This is a genomic window from Paraburkholderia sp. UCT2 (genome assembly GCF_014397665.1).
GTDB classification, from domain to species: domain Bacteria; phylum Pseudomonadota; class Gammaproteobacteria; order Burkholderiales; family Burkholderiaceae; genus Paraburkholderia; species Paraburkholderia tuberum.
In genome coordinates this window covers 116,703-136,537 of sequence record NZ_VZQO01000001.1, presented here as the reverse complement: position 1 = coordinate 136,537, position 19,835 = coordinate 116,703, and the positions used below count along the sequence as shown (strand labels likewise).

At 64.9% G+C, this 19,835-nt stretch carries 17 protein-coding genes and 1 tRNA gene; 13 read left to right on the top strand and 5 right to left on the bottom strand.

Annotated features, from left to right (window positions below; all coding sequences use genetic code 11):
* Window positions 1-141 precede the first annotated feature (141 nt).
* The 10 genes from rsmB (at window position 142) to F6X39_RS00610 (ending at window position 9,435) form a co-directional block, all read left to right on the top strand.
* Window positions 142-1,581: a 16S rRNA (cytosine(967)-C(5))-methyltransferase RsmB gene (gene rsmB / locus F6X39_RS00655; protein WP_187615132.1), complete on the top strand. Its 1,440-nt coding sequence runs from the start codon at window positions 142-144 to the stop codon at window positions 1,579-1,581.
* Complete coding sequence (locus F6X39_RS00650; RefSeq protein WP_184025788.1) at window positions 1,578-2,177, top strand: DUF4390 domain-containing protein; 600 nt, start codon at window positions 1,578-1,580, stop codon at window positions 2,175-2,177. Before rsmB ends, F6X39_RS00650 begins: the two co-directional genes overlap by 4 nt.
* The gene (locus tag F6X39_RS00645) at window positions 2,167-4,593 is read left to right on the top strand and encodes a sensor histidine kinase (protein WP_187615131.1); all 2,427 of its coding nucleotides are present in this window, start codon (window positions 2,167-2,169) and stop codon (window positions 4,591-4,593) included. Before F6X39_RS00650 ends, F6X39_RS00645 begins: the two co-directional genes overlap by 11 nt.
* Complete coding sequence (esaR, locus tag F6X39_RS00640; protein ID WP_184025800.1) at window positions 4,594-5,283, top strand: response regulator transcription factor EsaR; 690 nt, start codon at window positions 4,594-4,596, stop codon at window positions 5,281-5,283.
* A gap of 93 nt (window positions 5,284-5,376) precedes the next feature.
* Window positions 5,377-5,452 (top strand) — tRNA-Phe (locus F6X39_RS00635).
* A gap of 394 nt (window positions 5,453-5,846) precedes the next feature.
* Window positions 5,847-6,578 (top strand): 7-cyano-7-deazaguanine synthase QueC, encoded by a 732-nt coding sequence (queC, locus tag F6X39_RS00630; RefSeq protein ID WP_187615130.1) that lies wholly within the window; start codon window positions 5,847-5,849, stop codon window positions 6,576-6,578.
* Between the two features lie 54 nt (window positions 6,579-6,632).
* Window positions 6,633-7,265: a 7-carboxy-7-deazaguanine synthase gene (gene queE, locus F6X39_RS00625; protein ID WP_187615129.1), complete on the top strand. Its 633-nt coding sequence runs from the start codon at window positions 6,633-6,635 to the stop codon at window positions 7,263-7,265.
* A gap of 9 nt (window positions 7,266-7,274) precedes the next feature.
* A complete protein-coding gene (gene queD / locus F6X39_RS00620; RefSeq protein ID WP_187615331.1) occupies window positions 7,275-7,730 on the top strand; it encodes a 6-carboxytetrahydropterin synthase QueD in 456 nt (151 codons plus the stop codon).
* A gap of 191 nt (window positions 7,731-7,921) precedes the next feature.
* Window positions 7,922-8,704, top strand: coding sequence for an HpcH/HpaI aldolase family protein (locus F6X39_RS00615; RefSeq protein ID WP_187615128.1), 783 nt, complete (start codon window positions 7,922-7,924; stop codon window positions 8,702-8,704).
* 29 nt (window positions 8,705-8,733) lie between these two features.
* On the top strand, window positions 8,734-9,435 hold the full coding sequence (locus F6X39_RS00610) for a tetratricopeptide repeat protein (protein ID WP_410449871.1): 702 nt from the start codon (window positions 8,734-8,736) through the stop codon (window positions 9,433-9,435).
* 77 nt (window positions 9,436-9,512) lie between these two features.
* On the opposite strand, the gene rodA is transcribed toward F6X39_RS00610, so the two are convergent.
* The 5 genes from rodA to F6X39_RS00585 form a co-directional block, all read right to left on the bottom strand.
* Window positions 9,513-10,661: a rod shape-determining protein RodA gene (gene rodA, locus F6X39_RS00605; protein ID WP_187615126.1), complete on the bottom strand. Its 1,149-nt coding sequence runs from the start codon at window positions 10,659-10,661 to the stop codon at window positions 9,513-9,515.
* 10 nt (window positions 10,662-10,671) lie between these two features.
* Complete coding sequence (gene mrdA / locus F6X39_RS00600; RefSeq protein ID WP_187615125.1) at window positions 10,672-12,999, bottom strand: penicillin-binding protein 2; 2,328 nt, start codon at window positions 12,997-12,999, stop codon at window positions 10,672-10,674.
* Between the two features lie 79 nt (window positions 13,000-13,078).
* Complete coding sequence (gene mreD, locus F6X39_RS00595; RefSeq protein ID WP_090802227.1) at window positions 13,079-13,591, bottom strand: rod shape-determining protein MreD; 513 nt, start codon at window positions 13,589-13,591, stop codon at window positions 13,079-13,081.
* Window positions 13,588-14,724, bottom strand: coding sequence for a rod shape-determining protein MreC (gene mreC / locus F6X39_RS00590; RefSeq protein WP_184025840.1), 1,137 nt, complete (start codon window positions 14,722-14,724; stop codon window positions 13,588-13,590). The genes mreD and mreC overlap by 4 nt, the downstream gene beginning before the upstream one ends.
* Before the next feature lie 154 nt (window positions 14,725-14,878).
* On the bottom strand, window positions 14,879-15,922 hold the full coding sequence (locus F6X39_RS00585; RefSeq protein WP_004189550.1) for a rod shape-determining protein: 1,044 nt from the start codon (window positions 15,920-15,922) through the stop codon (window positions 14,879-14,881).
* 372 nt (window positions 15,923-16,294) lie between these two features.
* On the opposite strand from F6X39_RS00585, the gene gatC reads away from it, so the two are divergent.
* The 3 genes from gatC (at window position 16,295) to gatB (ending at window position 19,722) form a co-directional block, all read left to right on the top strand.
* Window positions 16,295-16,594 (top strand): Asp-tRNA(Asn)/Glu-tRNA(Gln) amidotransferase subunit GatC, encoded by a 300-nt coding sequence (gene gatC / locus F6X39_RS00580; protein WP_018419087.1) that lies wholly within the window; start codon window positions 16,295-16,297, stop codon window positions 16,592-16,594.
* Between the two features lie 159 nt (window positions 16,595-16,753).
* Entirely contained in the window at window positions 16,754-18,241 is a 1,488-nt protein-coding gene (gene gatA, locus F6X39_RS00575; RefSeq protein WP_187615124.1) for an Asp-tRNA(Asn)/Glu-tRNA(Gln) amidotransferase subunit GatA, read from the top strand.
* Window positions 18,242-18,246: 5 nt separating this feature from the next.
* Complete coding sequence (gene gatB / locus F6X39_RS00570; protein WP_187615123.1) at window positions 18,247-19,722, top strand: Asp-tRNA(Asn)/Glu-tRNA(Gln) amidotransferase subunit GatB; 1,476 nt, start codon at window positions 18,247-18,249, stop codon at window positions 19,720-19,722.
* Window positions 19,723-19,835: the final 113 nt, after the last annotated feature.

Genomic DNA, 19,835 nt, shown 5'->3' with positions numbered 1-19,835 from the left:
CGCTTTTTTTCACACCGTTCGTCGCCACTGCGCGACAGCGTCTGCGGCCACCACCCACGCATGGCGGCGCCCCACCGGCGCCACGCTACAATGTGCGCTGATTGCGCCGCGCGCACCGTGCGGCTTGCCCTTGTTCCCTTCATGACTTCAAAGCCTTCCTCGCGTTTTGCTTCCTCGTCGGCGCGTTCGCGCGAATCCCGTTTGTCGACGCTGCAACTGTCGCCCGAATCGCTCGGGTTCGCACTCGATTGCGCGGCCCAGGCCGTCGGCGCCGTGCGTCTCGGCGCGGCCCTGCCCGCGGCGCTGCAAAGCGTTTTCGTGGCGGTGCCCGAGGACAACGCCGCAGCGGCGCGCGGCGCGGTGCAGGATATCGCCTATCGCACGATGCGCCGTCTCGCGACCGCCGAGTGGCTGAACGCGAAGCTGGTGAAGAAGGCGCCTCCGCCGCACGTCGCGCATGTGCTCGCGTGCGCGCTCGCGCTGCTCGTCGACGACGAAGCGAGCGCCGCCTATACGCCGTTCACGGTCGTCGACCAGGCGGTCAGGGTGATTGGCGCGCGTCGCGAGTTCGCGTTCGCGAAGGGGCTCGTCAACGCGGTGCTGCGCAACTTCTTGCGCGAGCGCGACACGTTGCTCGCCTCCCTGCAAGCCGATGAAGTAGCGCGCTGGAACTATCCGGCCTGGTGGATCGACGCGGTGAAGCGCGCATGGCCCGAGGCGTGGCAATCGGTGCTGGCCGCCGGCAACACGCAAGGTCCGCTGACGTTGCGCGTGAACGCGCGCCATTCGACGGTCGACGCCTATCTGCAAGTGCTGCAACGCCAGCAGATCGCCGCAAGCAAGGCTGGCGAGTACGCGGTCACGCTCGCGACGCCAATGCCGGTCGAGCGCATTCCGGGCTTCAGCGAAGGTGTCGTGTCCGTGCAGGACGCAGGGGCGCAACTCGCCGCGCAATTGCTCGGCGTGCGCGACGGGATGCGTGTGCTCGACGCATGCGCGGCCCCTGGCGGCAAGACCGGGCATCTGCTCGAACTCGCCAACATTCAAGTGGTCGCGCTCGAAAGCGATGCGTCTCGCGCGCGCCGCATCGGCGAAAACCTGCGGCGTCTGAAGCTCGAAGCGGAAGTGCGCATCGGCGACGCGGGCAACCCCGCGCAATGGCACGACGACCTCGACCAGCCGTTCGACCGCATCCTCGCCGACGTGCCGTGCTCGGCGTCGGGCATCGTGCGGCGTCATCCGGATATTCGCTGGCTGCGTCGTCAGTCCGATATCGCCGCGCTCGTCGCCGAACAGCGCCGCATTCTCGACGCGCTGTGGCCGCTCGTGAAACCGGGCGGCGAGTTGCTTTACGTTACCTGTTCGATCTTTCCCGAAGAGGGCGAGTTGCAGGCACAGTGGTTTGGAAACCAGCACCAGGATGCGGTACGATTGGACGCGCCGGGGCAGCTTTTACCCTCAGTTGCCCGCGCGCCCGCCGACCCATCGGCCGGTTCTCATGCTGGACGACCTGCTGAATTCAGCGCCGGCACGGACTCAGACCACGACGGATTTTTCTACGCGCGCTTTCAGAAACGGTGACCATAAAACGCTTCTTCCCGCTTCGGCTCGCTGCCGTGCTCTGGATCGCGCTGGCCGTCTGGCTTGCAGCGCCGGGCGCGGCGCACGCTGACTCGATAGCGGTGCAGCGGGCGTCGCTGCAGGCCGACAACGGCGGCTGGAGTCTCGACGCGCATTTCGAATTCCAGCTGAACAGCAATCTCGAAGACGCGGTCAATAAAGGCATTCCGCTTTATTTCACGACCGATTTCGAACTGAGCCGGCCGCGCTGGTACTGGTTCGACGAGCAGCCGGTCAGCGTGTCGCAAAGTTTGCGGCTGTCGTTCCAGCCACTCACGCGCGAATATCGCGTGTCGAGCGTGCAGTCGGGCGGCTTGCAACTCGGCTTTTCCACGCTCAACGATGCGCTCGCGGTGATCAAGCACGTGACGTCGTGGCACGTGATCGACCGCAATCAGGTGCGGGTCGGCGAAACCTATAACGCGTCCGTGCGCATGCAACTCGACATCGGGCTGATGCCCAAGCCGTTCCAGATCGACGCGGTGAACAACCGCGACTGGAACCTCGCCTCCGATTGGAAGCGCTTCACTTTCACGGCCGCCGATCGTGCTAAATAAAGTGCGCTCATCTTCCACCAGTGTCAGCAGCATCGTCGTGCGCGTGCTCGTGTCGACGGTCGCGGTGACGGCCGTGTTGCTGCTCGTGTTGCTGGCCGCCGCCAGCGCGAACACCGAATTCTTCGACCGCTATTACCAGTGGCTGTATGCGGCCAACGTCGCGGTCGCATTGATCTTTCTGCTGGTGGTGGCGACGCTCGTCGTCATCATCATCGTGCGATTACGCACGGGCAAATTCGGCACACGGCTGCTCGCGAAGCTCGCGTTCTTCATGGCGCTGGTCGGTGTGGTGCCGGGCGGCATCATCTACATCGTGTCGTATCAGTTCGTGTCGCGCAGCATCGAATCGTGGTTCGACGTGAACGTCGAAACCGCGCTCGCGTCCGGCCTCAACCTCGGGCGCGGCATGCTCGACGCGTCGCTGTCCGATCTGCAGACGAAGGCGCGTCTGATGTCCGAGCAGCTCGCGAGCGCGGATGCGGCCGGCACCACGTTGACGCTGCTGCGTTTGCGCGACCAGTTCGGCGTGCAGGACGCGACGATCGTCGAGCCGACCCGCAGCATGTCTGGCGCGACGCCGGACATGCACGTGGTCGCGCAGGCATCCGGCAACTACGCGATGCTGCTGCCGAACGATCTGCCGACACCGCTGATGATCGAGCAGGCGCGTGGCCACGGCTATGCGGCGATCGAAGGCGAAGTGGACGGCGATCCGAATGCGCACGGCGGCAAGGGAGCGCTGCGTCTGCGCGTGGTGCAGCGTATTCCCGATGCGAACGCGTCGCTATTGCAGCCCGCCGAGCGCTTCCTGCAACTGACGCAGCCGGTCTCGACGACACTCGCGCGCAATGCCGACTCGGTGCAGCGCGCGTATCGCGAGTATCAGGAGAAGGCGCTCGGCCGCACCGGCCTGCGCAAGATGTACATCGGCACGCTGACCCTGTCGCTGTTTCTCGCGACTTTCATCGCGATGATGCTCGCGCTGGCGCTCGGCAATCAGCTCGCGCGGCCGCTATTCCTGCTCGCGCAGGGCACGAAGGAAATTACCGAGGGCGACTACACGCCAAAGCGCGAGATCAAGTCGCGCGACGAACTCGGTTTCCTCACGCAGTCGTTCAATGCGATGACGCGGCAGTTGTCGGAAGCGCGCGGGGCGGTCGAGAAAAATCGTATCGCGCTCGAGCATTCGAAAGCGTATCTCGAGAGCATCCTCGCGAACCTGACCGCGGGTGTGTTCGTGTTCGACCGGCAATTCCGGCTGACCACCGCGAATCGAGGCGCCGAGCGGATTTTCCGTCAGCCGTTCCAGACGGTGCTCGGCTCGTCGCTCGATCAGATCGGCGTGCTCGGCGAATTCGGCGCGATGGTGCGCAAGGCATTCGCCGATCGCGAAGCGGCGAGTGAAGACGGCCATGACGACAACGGCCATTGGCAGCAGCAGTTCTCGGTGCCGGTGCCCGGCGAAACCGAGCCGCTCACGCTGCTCGTGCGCGGCGCGCGCCTCCTCGCGGCGAACGAGCGCGACGCTGAAGGCATGCAGACCGCGGGCTACGTGATCGTGTTCGACGACATCTCCGACGTGATCTCCGCGCAGCGTTCGATCGCATGGGGCGAAGTCGCGCGGCGCCTCGCGCACGAGATCAAGAATCCGCTCACGCCGATTCAACTGTCGGCCGAGCGTTTGCAGATGAAACTCGCCGACAAGCTCGCGCCGTCGGATGCGGACGTGCTGAAGCGCGGCGCGACGACGATCGTCAATCAGGTCGCCGCGATGAAGCAGATGGTCGACGATTTCCGCGACTACGCGCGCACACCGCCCGCGGTACTCGCGCATCTGCAATTGAATGGTCTGGTCAGCGAGGTGCTCACGCTGTACGGTATCGAAGAAGGCAAGGGCGCGATCCAGGTCGAGCTGGCGGCCTTGCCCGCGATACGCGGCGACGCGACGCAGTTGCGTCAGGTGATCCACAACCTGCTGCAGAACGCGCAGGACGCGGTCGCCGAAGTCGCGCATCCGCGTGTTTTGCTCGAGACGAGGACAGTAGAATACGGAGACCCCGACGCGCAAGGCAAGGCACGCGTCGCGGTGCGTCTGACAGTGTCGGACAACGGACCGGGCTTCCCCGCGCGTATCCTCACGCGCGCGTTCGAGCCGTACGTGACGACCAAGGCCAAGGGTACGGGTCTGGGACTTGCGATGGTCAAGAAGATCGTCGACGAACATGGCGCGCGCATCGACATTCGCAATCGCATGAAGGCCGGCGACGTGATCGAAGGCGCGCAGATTTCGATTCTCTTCCTTCAACTGGCGGACGACCCCGCGCAGCCGGGTGCACCTGGTTCGGGTGCCCATCCGGCGCACGGCGGCGCGTCGCAGGGAACGACAAAAGCAACAGTGCAGACAAGGGCAGCGTAAATGGCAACCATCCTGGTGGTAGATGATGAAATGGGCATCCGGGAACTGCTCTCGGAGATCCTCAGCGACGAGGGACACGTCGTGGAGGCCGCTGAAAACGCGCAGGAGGCGCGCGAGTTCCGTCTGCGTCAGGCGCCGGACCTCGTGCTGCTCGACATCTGGATGCCGGACACCGACGGCGTGACGCTGCTCAAGGAATGGGCCGCGCAAGGTCAATTGACGATGCCCGTGATCATGATGTCCGGTCACGCGACGATCGACACCGCGGTCGAGGCCACCAAGATCGGCGCGCTCAACTTCCTCGAAAAGCCGATCGCGTTGCAGAAGCTACTAAAGGCGGTCGAGCAGGGACTCGCGCGTGGTAACGCGGCGGCCGTGCCTGGCGGCGTGGCTGCGAAGCCGGCGTTGCCGGTCAGCGCATCGTCAGTCGCGTCGTCGGCCGCGTTGCCGATACTGTCGTCCGATGGCGTCGGCGGCGGCGCGCTCGTCGCGCAAACCGCGTCGATCTCGTTCGACATTCCGCTGCGCGATGCGCGCGATGCGTTCGAGCGCGCGTACTTCGAATATCACCTCGCGCGCGAGAACGGCAGCATGACGCGTGTCGCGGAGAAGACCGGTCTCGAGCGCACGCATCTTTATCGCAAGCTGAAGCAACTCGGCGTCGATCTCGGCAAGAACAAAGGGGAGTGAGCGCCACGTGTTGCATGCGAACGCGGCCCGGCAGATTATTTATGAAAGGGCTTGCTGAACTGCGGATCGCTTGATATAGTTTCGTTCTTCGTTGGCCCGGTAGCTCAGTTGGTAGAGCAGCGGATTGAAAATCCGCGTGTCGGTGGTTCGATTCCGCCCCAGGCCACCAGGATTCAGCCCCAGGAAATCGCAAGATTCCCTGGGGCTTTTCCGTTTGGCGGACAAGTCGTCACTTCGGCTTGCCACGCAGTTGAAGCCGCGCGCGTGGGACAGCTGGTGTCGGCGACTTCGGTGTGGCGTGATAAAATCGCGCCAGTTCAAGGACTTGCATGCAGGCGTCGCACGCGGTCGTGCACCGCGCGAATGCAGTGCCGAGCATGTCGCACCGAAGCACCCAATCCTTCGCCCGACGATCGGCGGTATAAGCGCCCAGTCACGTTCCCGCGCAACGCGCGACCTATACTGCTTTGGGCCGGCACAGTGCCGGCACACGTCGCGCCGCGTTGCTTGCATGGCGCACCTCGCGCAGCGCGACGTGGCACTCTCATTCACGGAGTATCACGGTGATCCGCAAAGACGCTAAGCGTAGCGCGCTCGTGCTGTTTTCCGGCGGCCAGGATTCTGCCACGTGTCTCGCGTGGGCGCTCGACCGTTACGACACGGTCGAAACGGTCGGCTTCGATTATGGTCAGCGTCATCGTGTCGAACTCGAATGCCGCGAAGGATTCCGTCAGGCCGTCGTGCGTGCGTTTCCGGCGTGGGCCGATCGTCTCGGCGACGATCACACGATCGACCTGTCGCTGCTCGGCGCGATCAGCGACACCGCGATGACGCGCGAGATCGAAATCGAAGCCACGGCCAATGGGTTGCCGAACACGTTCGTGCCGGGCCGCAATCTGATGTTCATGACGATCGCCGCGGCCATCGCGTATCGGCGCGGTTTGCAGGTGCTGGTCGGCGGGATGTGCGAGACGGACTTCTCGGGCTACCCCGATTGCCGCGACGACACGATGAAGGCGCTGCAGGTCGCGCTGAATCTCGGCATGGACACGCGCTTCGCGCTGGAGACGCCGCTGATGTGGCTCGACAAGGCCGACACGTGGCGCCTCGCGCGCGCGCTCGGCGGCGACGCATTGGTGGAACTGGTGCGCGTCGAGACGCATACCTGCTACGTCGGCGAACGGGCCGAGTTGCACTCATGGGGCTTCGGCTGCGGCGAATGCCCGGCATGCCGGTTGCGCAAACGCGGCTACGAGGCCTACCTCGCCGGAGAAAAAGTCACCGAACCGGTCTGACGGCTCGCGCGAGAGCGCGCATCATAGATTCAGGAACACAGGACAGAAAGCAGCATGACGTACGCGGTCAAGGAAATTTTCTACACGTTGCAGGGCGAGGGCGCGAATGCCGGGCGGCCGGCCGTGTTCTGCCGTTTCGCGGGCTGCAATCTGTGGTCGGGCCGCGAAGAGGATCGCGCGGACGCCGTTTGCCGTTTCTGCGACACCGATTTCGTCGGTACCGACGGCGAGAACGGCGGCAAGTACCGCACACCTGACGAACTGGTCGCGATGATCGCGTCGCAATGGCCGCAAGGCGAGGGCGAACGCTTCGTCGTGTGCACTGGCGGCGAGCCGATGCTGCAGCTCGATCAGCCGCTCGTCGACGCGCTGCACGCGGCCGGCTTCGAGATCGCGATCGAGACCAACGGCTCGCTGCCCGTGCTCGACACGATCGACTGGATCTGCGTGAGCCCGAAGGCCGACGCGCCGCTCGTCGTGACGAAGGGCAACGAACTGAAGGTCGTGATCCCGCAGGACAACCAGCGCCTCGACGACTACACCAAGCTCGACTTCGAGTATTTCCTCGTCCAGCCGATGGACGGCCCGTCGCGCGACATCAACACGAAACTCGCGATCGACTGGTGCAAACGTCATCCGCAGTGGCGCCTGTCGATGCAGACTCACAAGTATCTGAACATTCCCTGATTTGCCGTGCTGACGATTACCCGAAAACTCGAATTCGATGCGGGCCACCGCATTCCCGATCACCGCAGCCAGTGCCGTAATCTGCATGGCCATCGCTACGTGCTCGAAATCACGCTGCAAGGCGATCTGGTCGACACCGAAGGCGCGCCCGATCGCGGCATGGTGATGGACTTCGCCGACGTGAAGTCGCTCGCCAACGAGCACCTGGTCGACAAGTGGGACCACGCGTTTCTCGTCTACGAAGGCGACACGCAGGTGCGTGACTTCCTCGACAGCATGGCGGGTCACAAGACGGTCGTGATCGATCGCATTCCGACCGTCGAAAACCTCGCCGCGATTGCGTTCGACATTCTCGCGAACGTCTACGACGCGCACTACGGCGTGAACCTGCGCCTGCACAAAGTGCGTCTGTACGAGACGCCGAATTGCTGGGCCGAGGTGGTCCGCGACTCGCTTCCCACCTGAATCCACGCCCCGCCACGCGAACGAACTCTCGCGTTATTGTCACGGTATGATCGTTCCGACCAACACACGGAGCGAGACATGCCGGTCACAGCATCGCGTCGCAGCAGGCAACGAGGCCGTCAGCGCCCCGGTGCCTGCCTGATCCACTATCTGGCCCCGCTTCGCATTGCAAACCTGCGCGAGGCCAGCCGATGAGCACCTTCACCAACTCCCTCAAACAACGTCTGAAGGACAACGCGCCGCTGATCGGGCTGTGGTTGTCGCTCGGCAGCGAGGCCGCCGCGGAAGCACTCGCGCACGCCGGCTTCGACTGGCTGCTGATCGACATGGAGCACGCGCCCAACGATAGCGGCGGCGTCGAGTCGCAATTGCGCGCGATTGCCGCCGCCCATCTGCCGAGCGAGCCGGTGGTGCGGGTGCCCGCGAGCGAGCCGTGGCTCGTCAAGCGCGTGCTCGACGCCGGCGCGCGCACGCTGATGTTCCCGAACATCGAATCCGCTGAAGACGCGGCACGCGCCGTGCGGCTCACCCAATATCCGACCGCCGAGGCGCTCGACGGCCTGCGCGGCGTCGCGGGCGTCGTGCGCGCGGCCGGTTACGGCATGCGGCGTGATTACGTGCAGACGGCCAACGCCCAGATCGCGACGATTGTGCAGATCGAATCGGCGCGCGGCTTGCGGGAGGTCGAGCAGATCGCGGCGACGCAGGGCGTCGATTGCCTGTTCGTCGGGCCGGCCGATCTGGCCGCGAGCCTTGGTCATCTCGGCGACGCGAAACACGCGGACGTGCAGGCGGCGATGGCGCATATCGTCAGCGCGGCGGACAAGGCCGGCATTGCCGCCGGCATCTTCGCGATGGACGTGGCGAGCGCGCGGCAGCATCGCGACGCCGGTTTTCGCTTCGTCGCGCTAGCCGCCGACGTGATCTGGATGTTGCGCGCGACGCGCCAGGCATTACAGGAGGTGAGGTCATGAACGGCAGAGTGCAGGGGGGCGCCGGGCGGATGATCACGCGAGTGACCGCGCAAGTGACCATGGCGGCGGCGCTGCTCGCGACTGGGGCGTGGAACGCCGCGTATGCACAGGATCACGTTGCCAAGGCGAACGATCCGCAGACGCAATCCGCGGTGGCCGACTACAACGCCGGCAACCTTGGCGCGGCGCTGAGCGAATTCCGCCAGGCCGCCGAGCGCGGCAGCCGGCTTGCGCAGTTCAACTACGCGATGATGCTGCTCAACGGCGAAGGCACGCCGGTCAACGTCGACGAAGGCAAGAGGTGGCTGCGCAAGGCCGCCGACGCGAACATGTCGCACGCGCAATACGTGTACGGCAAGATGTACGACGATGGCGAGTTCGTCGGGCGCGATCCGGTGGAGGCGCATCGCTGGTTCATGAAGGCGGCCGCGCAGGGCCATGTGCAGGCGGAGCTCGCGCTCGCGAATCAGTTCCTCGACGGACGCGGTACCGAGCGTGACAACAAGCAGGCGTTCGTCTGGTACAAGAAAGCGGCGCAGGGCGGCGACATGACCGCGCAGTACGTGACCGGCTCGTTCTACGAGCGTGGCGGCGATGGTGTCGACCGGAATCTGAATGTGGCGCGCGCGTATTACGCGGCCGCGGCGGCGCAGGGCGATCCGGCCGCGCGCCTGAAGTATCAGCAGTTGAGCGCGCAGCTGCGCGATCAGAAGGAAGTGAAGCCGCAGTAACGAAGCAGCAATAAAGGGCGCTCGCAACGAGCGCCCCTTTTTTGGATTGTCGTTTGCTGCGTGCCGCTAGCTACGGGTTAGCTCTGCATCAACCGCTTCTGTCGCGCGACGCTCATGATCAGCCCGACCGCGACGCCCAATGTAGTCAGCGCGGTGCCACCGTAACTCATGAACGGCAACGGCACGCCGACCACCGGCAGGATCCCGCTCACCATGCCGATATTGACGAACGCGTACGTGAAGAACGCCATCGTCAACGAGCCGGCCAATAATCGCCCGAACAATGTCGCGCCGTTGGCCGCGATGTAGAGCCCGCGCGCGATCAATAGCATGTACAGCGTGAGCAGCACGATTCCGCCTGCCAAACCGAACTCTTCCGAAAACACCGCGAAGATGAAGTCGGTGTGCTTCTCGGGGATGAACTCCAGATGCGCCTGCGTACCCTTCAGCCAACCCTTGCCGAGCGGGCCGCCCGAGCCGATCGCGATCACCGCTTGAATCGTGTGGAAGCCTTTGCCGAGCGGGTCAGAGGTCGGATCGAGCAGCGTGCAGATGCGGTGCTTCTGGTAGTCGTGCATCAGCGGCCACTGCACTTCGGGCTGACAGATCTTGTCCTGGAACGCCGCGATCGACGCAACCGCAATCACGGCCGCGATCAGCACCGGCACGATCAGCTTGAAGCTCAGCCCCGCGAAGTAAATTACGAACAGGCCGGCCGCGAACACGAGCACGGCCGTGCCGAGGTCGGGCTGCTTCGCGATCAGGCCGACCGGCACGATCAGGATCACGAAGCCGACCAGGTAGTCGTACCAGCGCATCACGCCTTCGCGGCGCTGGTAGTACCAGGCGAGCATCAGCGGTGTGGCGATCTTCATGATTTCCGATGGCTGGATCACCACGCCGACGTTGATCCAGCGCTTCGCGCCCTTGCGCGTAAGGCCGAACATCGCGACCGCGACCAGTAGCGCGATCCCGAACGCGTAGAGCGGGACCGCGAAGCGCATCAGCGTATTGGGCGGCACATTGGCGAGCCCCCACATCAGCACGAAGGTGAGCAGGATGTTGCGCAACTGGTCTTCGACGCGGCCCGGCATGTCGAGTGTCGCGCTGTACAGCGTGACGATGCCGACGCACAGCAGCAGAAACACGATCAGTGCGAGCGGACGGTCGAAGCCTACGAACATCCGCTTGATGCGCTCGAGCCAGGCGCGCTTGTCGAATTGCATGCCTTTCTCCTTATTCGTCGATGCCGCCGGCGGCCGGCTGGCGCGGCGACGAGCCCTGGAAGCTGTCCTCGCGCGATGGTGCCGCGACGCTCGGCGCCGGCTCGCTTGCCGGACGGGGTTGGTGCGGGGCGCCGGACGTACGCGACGCGGATTTCTTTGCCACGGACGAAGCCGCTGCCGGCGCGGTGGCCGGCACCGTTGCCGCCGCGCCAGCCGACGCCGCCACCGGCGCAGACGCGCCATTCGCGCCCGAGGCCGGAACGGCCGCCGACGCACCGGAGGCCACCGCGGCAGCCGCCGCCCCAGGCATCGGCAGTGCCGTAAAGCCCGCCGCAATCTTGAGCGAGTGAGCGCCCTCATGCGAGGCCGGCGTATCGCCGACCTGCGGCGCGGATGCTTCGAGCGTGGTCGATGCCGCTACCGCGACGGCCGCTTCTTCCGCGCCGGGCTTGTTCTTGCCGACCAGGTAATAGTCGAGCACTCTGCGCGCGATCGGACCGGCCGCCTCCGCGCCCCAGCCGCCGTTTTCGACGACCAGCGCGAGTGCGATCTTCGGTTGATCGGCCGGCGCGAAGGCGATGAACAGCGCGTGATCGCGCAAATTCTCGGCAACCGCGTGACCTTTGTAGTTCGCGCCTTGCAGCGAGTACACCTGCGCGGTACCGGTCTTGCCGGCCGCCTGATATGGCGCGCCCGCGAACACTTTGGCCGCCGTGCCGTTCGTGACCACGCCTTCCATCGCGCGCTTGATGAAGTCGATGTCCTGCTGCTTGACCGCGATCTTGTCGCTCGGATCGCGCACCACCGGCCGCGTGTCCTTCGTGATCGGATTCTCGATGTCGCGCACGAGGTGCGGCTTCATCACGACGCCGTTGTTCGCGAGCGTTGCGGTGGCATGGGCGAGCTGCAGGATCGTGAACGAGTTGTAGCCCTGGCCGATGCCGAGGCTGACCGTTTCGCCTTCGTACCACTTCTGCTGCTCGGGGCGGCGGTACGCGTGGCGCTTCCAGTCGGTCGACGGCAGGATGCCCTTCGCTTCGCCGGCGATGTCGATGCCGGTGATCTGCCCGAAGCCCCACGGCTTCATGAAGTTCGCGATGTTGTTGACGCCGAGATCGTGCGCGAGCATGTAGAAGTACGTGTCGTTCGACACGACGATCGCGCGGTTCATGTCGATCCAGCCTTGGCCCGAGCGCACGTCGTTGCGGAACGTGTGGCCGCCGAACGTGTAGTAACCGGGGTCCTGGAAGCCCCAGCTCGGTGTGCGCTTGTGCAGCGTCAGCGCGGCGAGCGCCATGAACGGCTTGTAGGTCGAGCCCGGCGGATAGGTGCCGTGCAGCGGCCGGTTCAGGAGCGGATGGTCGGGCGAGTTGTTCAGTTCGTCCCAGGTCTGCTGGTCGATGCCGTCGACGAAGGAATTCGGATCGAAGCTCGGCGCCGACACGAACGCGAGCACGTCGCCGGTGGACGGCTCGATCGCGACGAGCGCGCCGCGGTGTCCGGCGAACGCCTGCTCGGCGACCTGCTGAAGGCCGATGTCGAGCGACAGCACGAGGTTGTTGCCCGGTGTCGCCTGGGTGCGCGACAGCGTACGCACCGGGCGGCCGCCCGCCGTCACCTCGACTTCCTCGAAACCGGTCTGGCCGTGCAGCTCGGTCTCGTAGCTCTGCTCGACGCCGATCTTGCCGATGTAATCGGTGCCCTTGTAGTTGTTCGCGTCAAGACGCGGATCGTAGTGGTCCGGGTCGCTGTCGTTCTGATCGCTGGCGTCGTCGATGCGGTCCTGGTCGCGTTGCGAAATCCGTCCGATGTAGCCGATCACATGCGCGGCGGTCGGCCCGAGCGGGTACTGGCGGAACAGCCGCGCGCGCACTTCGACGCCAGGGAAGCGGAAGCGCTGCGCGGTGAAGCGCGCGACTTCGTCGTCGGTCAGGCGCGTGCGGATCGGCAGACTTTCGAAGTTCTTCGAGTCTTCCTGCAGCTTCTTGAAGCGGCGACGGTCGCGCGCATCGATCGACACGACGGTGGCGAGGTTGTCGATCACGTTATCGAGCGTGTCGTTCAGCTTCGACGGGGTGATTTCAAGCGTATAGGCGGAGTAGTTCTTCGCGAGCACGACGCCGTTCCGGTCGGTGATGATGCCGCGGTTCGGCACGATCGGCGCGACGGAGATGCGGTTTTCATCGGCTTGCAGCGAGTACTTGCTGTAGTGCCAGACCTGCAGGAACAGGAAGCGGAAGCCGATCAGCCCGAAGCAGACAAACACGAACAGGCCCGCCGCCGCGACGCGCAGGCGGAATTTCGTGAGCTGCTGTTGAGTGTCCTTGAATTCGGTCATGCGATTCTGCAAAAGGCCGGCATGCGGCCATCAAGAGTGTGCGCCCAAACTGGCCGCGGCCGGTGGGTCCGATGCGGGATCAAATGGGGCGCGTATCGTCCGGGTCGGCGGGGCGGCGCTGCGGCATCAGCAGCAAGATGCTGGCGACCGGCCACAGCGCCGCTTCGACGAAACCGTCGATCAGATAACTCCAGCCCGGAAACGCCGCGCCGGTCAACAACCGGATCACGAACGGTACCAGTTGCGCGACGACGAGCAGCGGCATCACCGCGAACATTTGCACGCCGAGCGACATCCACAGCACGCGGCGGTGAATCGTGATCGCGCCGTACGACAGCAGCGTGTAGGCGAGCGCGTGCTCGCCGAGCAGGCTCGCGTTGTGCACGTCCATCAGCAGACCGAGCAGAAACGCGATGCCCATGCCCACCTTGCGCGGCTGATGGACATTCCAGAACAGCAGCACGAGTGCGACGAAATCGGGCACGCCGGCGAGACGCCCCCACGGCATCAGGTTCAGCAGGAACGCGGAAGCGAGGCTGAACGCGATGAAGTACGGGTTGACGGGCTGCAGGATGTATTGCGGGCGATTCATGGCTGAGCCCCCGGCTCGGCTTGCGGCTTCACGTTCTTCGCGGCGGCCGGCTTTTCGGCTTTCCTGTCGGCTGCGGGCTTTTCGGACTTCTTGTCGGCCGCAGCTTTGCCCGGCGCCTTTTCCACGGATTTGGCTGCGGGCTTTTCGGTCGGCGCTTTGTCGGCGGCGTTCCTGTCGGCTGGCCTGGCGGCGGATTTGTCCGCCGCGCCCTTGCCGTCCGCTGCTTTGGCGCCCTTCTTCGCTTTCGCTTCCTTTGCGACGGTTGCCGCATCGGGTTCGTCCGCCGGGCGCGGCGGCGCGTTGTTCTGGACGTGCAGCACGAGCACCTGACGCGCACCGCGCACCGCGGCGACCGGCAGACTGACTACGCGCGCAAACGCGGTGTCGGCCTGCTTGTCGACGCGCACGACCTTCGCGACCGGCAGCCCCGGCGGATACACGCCGTCGAGGCCGCTCGTGACGAGCTCGTCGCCGGTCTGGACGTCGGCGCTGATCGGCACGAAGCGCAGATCGAGCGTGTCGCCCTTCGGCGTACCGTAGATCACGCTGCGCAAGCCGGTGCGCAGAATTTCGACCGGCACCGCCTGGTCCTTGTCCGTCAGCAGCGTGACTTCGGCCTGCAGCGGGAACACCCGTGTGACCTGGCCGATCACGCCATCTTCGTCGACGACCGGCGAGCCGTTCTGGATGCCTTGCTGCGCGCCGCGTCCGATCACGACCTTCTGCGTGAACGGATCGCGCGTGTCGTACTGGATTTCGGCGGGCAGCGATTGCGTGGTGAGGCTCTGCGACAGTTGCATCAGCGCGCGCAAATGGCCATTTTCGGCGGCGAGCGACGCGGCCAGATTGGCCTGCTGCGACAGCCGCAGATCCTTCGCGCGCAGCTTCGCGTTCTCGTCGCGTAGCGTGGCGCTCGTCACGGCGAGGTCGGCGGCGCCCATGAAGATGTCGCGCGGCACGAGCGCTGCGCGCTGCAAAGGATAAAGACCCGCGCCGAGCACGCCGCGGACGATTTCGAGCGTCTGGAAGCGGGCATCGGAGATCAGCAGGGCGAGCGCCAGCACGACGAAGAACACCAGTCGGGCCAGAGCGGAGGGGCCTTGCTTGAACAGGGGCGGCGGACTGTATTCCATGGTCGGCGCCGGGGGCGTGAGCGGTTGGGTGAGACGGCGACGCGCAAGGCGCGCGCGGTCAGCGCGCGGAGGCTGGTCGGCCCAGCCAACGACAAAGCGGCCCACAAGGGGCCGTGTGCCAGATCCGCGCTACTGACATGGGAGGAAGGCTCGCTTACTCGTACGAGAAGATGCTGCCGAGCTTGTCCATGCGTTCGAGCGCCATGCCCGAGCCGCGCACGACGCAGGTCAGCGGGTCTTCGGCGACGAGCACCGGCAGGCCGGTTTCTTCGGCGAGCAGGCGATCGAGGTCGCGCAGCAGCGCGCCACCGCCGGTCAGCATCATGCCGCGCTCGGCGATGTCCGCGCCGAGTTCCGGCGGCGTCTGTTCCAGTGCGATCTTCACCGACGACACGATCTGGTTCAGCGGATCGGTCAGCGCTTCGAGGATTTCGTTGCTGGAGATCGTGAAGCTGCGCGGAATGCCTTCCGACAGATTGCGGCCCTTCACTTCCATTTCCTTGACTTCGGAGCCCGGGAACGCGGAGCCGATTTCCTTCTTGATCGCCTCGGCGGTCTGCTCGCCGATCAGCATGCCGTAGTTGCGGCGGATGTAGTTGACGATCGCTTCGTCGAACTTGTCGCCGCCGACGCGCACCGAGCCTTTGTACACGATGCCGCCGAGCGAGATCACGCCGACTTCTGTCGTGCCGCCGCCGATGTCGACGACCATCGAACCCGTTGCTTCCGACACCGGCAGGCCCGCGCCGATCGCGGCAGCCATCGGCTCTTCGATCAGATACACCTGCGAGGCGCCCGCGCCGTGCGCGGCTTCCTTGATCGCGCGACGCTCGACCTGGGTCGAACCGCACGGCACGCAGATGATGATGCGAGGCGACGGCGAGAACATGCGCGATTCGTGAGCAGTCTTGATGAACTGCTTGATCATCTGCTCGGTGACGGTGAAGTCGGCGATCACGCCGTCTTTCATCGGGCGGATCGCCTCGATGTTGCCCGGCACCTTGCCGAGCATCTGCTTGGCTTCCTTGCCGACTGCCTGAATGGTCTTCTTGCCGTTGGGGCCGCCTTCCTGGCGGATCGACACGACCGACGGTTCGTCGAGAACGATGCCCTTGCCGCGCATGTAGATAAGGGTGTTGGCGGTGCCGAGGTCAATCGCCAGATCGTTGGAGAAGTAACTGCGCAAAAAACCGAACATTCAAAATCCTGTCTCGCTGGGGGCCGGGCCTCGCACCGTATGCGTAGGGCGGCAGCGGAAAAATAACAGCTTCAACCGGGCGGTAGCGACGCCACATGAACTTGAAGCCGCGGGGGAGTCTACCGGAGGCCGTTGCAAAGCCAGGGCGGAAAGCGCCGGACGTTCTTGGAATTGTCCGTAAGGCCTTGGTAAGTCGGTCCGGGTTTGGGTCGAACGCGTAATGATACCTTATAATTTTGGATGTTTTGAAGGAAACGGAGCGCACATTTTGTCGTTGCCGCTCCTTTTTCCGGATTGTCCTATCTTGTCGTAACCCGCTGTTACAACGCGACTTTTTAACTGTTGTGACATTCCACCCTTTCCGGTGACTGCATGGCTCTGACCCTGACCGATGTAAAACGCATCGCGCATCTCGCGCGACTCGAACTGGCCGATGCCGACGCCGAGCACACGCGTGCCCAGCTCAATGATTTTTTCGGCCTCGTCGAGCAGATGCAGGCGGTCGATACCACCGGCATCGCGCCGCTTGCCCACCCGATCGAGCAAATCGAAGACGTCGCGCTGCGTCTGCGTGACGACGCCGTCACGGAGACGGTCGAGCGCGAGGCTTTCCAGCGCCCCGCGCCGGCCGTTCAGGACGGCCTGTACCTCGTGCCGAAGGTGATCGAATAAAGACCCGCCCGGCAGACCCCGGGTCTGGCGTCGGCGCGAGCCTCCGTGGTCCAGACGCGCGTCCTCGCCGCGAAGCTTGCCGGACCGGTCTGCCGACGGGCAACCGAACGCCTCCACGGCGGCGTGACCACGCTGCCGCGCTTTCCAGGATAAAACGCAATGCATGAAAAAAGTTTGAGCGAACTGCGCGCTGCGCTCGCGGCCAAGGAATGCTCCGCAGTCGAACTGGCGCAGCTGTACCTGAAGCGGATCGACGCGGCCAATAGCCTGAACGCGTTCATTCAGGTCGATCCGGAACTGACGCTCGCGCAGGCGAAAGCCGCCGACGCGCTGCTGCACACCGGCCATGCGGGCCCGCTGGTCGGCCTGCCGATCGCGCACAAGGACGTGTTCGTCACGAAGGGCTGGCGCTCCACGGCCGGCTCGAAGATGCTCGCGAACTACGAAAGCCCGTTCGACGCGACCGTGGTCGCGCGTCTGCAGAACGCCGGCATGGTGTGCGTGGGCAAGACCAACATGGACGAGTTCGCGATGGGTTCGTCCAACGAGAATTCGTATTTCGGCGCCGTGCAGAATCCGTGGGACCGCAAGGCCGTGCCGGGCGGTTCGTCGGGCGGCTCGGCTGCCGCCGTGGCCGCGCGTCTCGCGCCCGCCGCGACCGGCACCGACACCGGCGGCTCGATCCGCCAGCCGGCGTCGTTCTCGGGCATCACCGGCATCAAGCCGACGTACGGCCGGGTGTCGCGCTACGGCATGATCGCGTTCGCGTCGTCGCTCGACCAGGGCGGCCCGATGGCGCAAAGCGCCGCGGACTGCGCGACGCTGCTCAACGCGATGGCCGGCTTCGACGAGCGCGACTCGACGAGCCTCTCGCACGAGCGCGAGGACTACACGCGCTATCTCGGCAAGTCGTGGCAGGACGGCGGCACGGACAAGCCGCTCGCCGGTCTGCGCATCGGCCTGCCGAAGGAGTATTTCGGCTCCGGTCTCGCCGACGACGTGCGCGCGTCGATCGACGCCGCCTTGAAGCAGTACGAAGCGCTCGGCGCGACGCTCGTCGAGGTGTCGCTGCCGAAGACCGAACTGTCGATCCCGGTCTACTACGTGATCGCGCCGGCCGAAGCATCGTCGAACCTGTCGCGTTTCGATGGCGTGCGGTTTGGCCATCGCGCGGCCGGGTACCGCGATCTGCTCGACATGTACAAGAAGTCGCGCGCCGAAGGCTTCGGCCCGGAAGTGAAGCGCCGCATTCTGGTCGGCACCTACGTGCTGTCGCACGGCTACTACGACGCGTACTACCTGCAGGCGCAGAAGATCCGCCGCATCATCGCGCAGGACTTCCAGCAAGCGTTCAAGCAGTGCGACGTGATCATGGGACCGGTCGCGCCGTCGGTGGCGTGGGACATCGGCGCGAAGGGCGACGATCCGGTGCAGATGTATCTGGCCGACATCTACACGCTGTCGGTGAGCCTCGCCGGCCTGCCGGGCATGAGCGTGCCGTGCGGTTTCGGCGCGGGCGCGAACGCGCAGCGTCCGGTCGGTCTGCAGATCATCGGCAACTATTTCAACGAAGCCCGGATGCTGCAGGTGGCCGACGCGTTCCAGCGCGCGACCGACTGGCACCGTCAGGCACCGGCAGGAGTGTGAGCACCATGACCAAACAATGGGAAGTCGTGATCGGTCTGGAGACCCACACGCAGTTGTCGACACATTCGAAAATCTTCTCGGGCACCGCGACGCAATTCGGCGCCGCGCCGAACACGCAGGCCAGCCCCGTCGATCTGGCTTTGCCGGGCACGCTGCCGGTGATGAACCGCGGCGCGGTCGAACGCGCCATTCACTTCGGCCTCGCGATCGGCGCAACGGTGGCGCCGCGCAGCATCTTCGCGCGCAAGAATTATTTCTACCCGGACCTGCCGAAGGGCTACCAGATCAGCCAGTACGAAATTCCCGTCGTGCAGGGCGGTCAGATGACGATCCAGGTGCCGGCCAATGAAAAGGCGGGCAAGGAAGCGTACGAGAAAACCATCAACCTGACGCGCGCCCACCTCGAGGAAGACGCGGGCAAGTCGCTGCACGAAGACTTCGCGGGCATGACCGGCATCGACCTGAATCGCGCCGGCACGCCGCTGCTCGAAATCGTCACCGAGCCGGAAATGCGCAGCGCGGCCGAGGCCGTTGCCTACGCGAAGTCGCTGCACACGCTCGTCGTGTGGCTTGGCATCTGCGACGGCAACATGCAGGAAGGCTCGTTCCGCTGCGACGCGAACGTGTCGGTGCGTCCGGTCGGCCAGAAGGAATTCGGCACGCGCACCGAGACCAAGAACCTGAACTCGTTCCGCTTCCTCGAAGAAGCGATCCAGTACGAAGTGCGTCGCCAGATCGAGCTGATCGAAGACGGCGGCACGGTGGTGCAGGAAACGCGTCTGTACGATCCGGACAAGCGCGAGACGCGTTCGATGCGCAGCAAGGAAGACGCGCATGACTACCGCTATTTCCCCGACCCCGACCTGATGCCGCTCGTGATCGACGCCGCGTGGGTCGAGCGCGTGAAGAGCGAGATGCCGGAACTGCCGGAAGCGATCCAGCGGCGCTTCGTGTCGCAGTACGGACTCACGCCGTACGACGCGAACGTGCTGACCTCGAGCAATGCGACGGCCGCTTACTACGAAGCGGTGGTCGCCAAGTTCGGTGCGGCCAACGCGAAGGTCGCGGCGAACTGGGTGATGGGTGAAGTGTCGTCGCAGCTCAATCGCGAAGGCCTCGACATTGCCGCGTGCCCGGTCTCGGCCGCGCAGCTGGCGCTGGTTCTGCAACGTATTGCCGACGGTACGATCTCGAACAAGATCGCTAAGGAAATCTTCCTCGCGATCTGGGAAGAGAAGGCCACCGACGAAGCCGCCGCCGATCGCATCATCGAGGCGAAAGGCTTGAAGCAGATTTCGGACACCGGCGCGCTCGAAGCGATCATCGACGAAGTGCTCGCCGCGAACCAGAAGTCGGTCGACGAATATCGCGCCGGCAAGGAAAAGGCGTTCAACGCGCTGATCGGCCAGGCGATGAAAGCAACCAAGGGTAAGGCCAACCCTGCTCAGGTCAATGAATTGCTCAAGAAGAGGTTGTCCTGAGTTGAAGTGCCGCGGCCGGGCGTGATCGCGCCCGTGTCACCACGGGCCGTTGCCGGATCCAAGCAGGGCAACGGCCCGTTTTATTTTGCGGACCCGCTTCAGCCGGTTAAGCG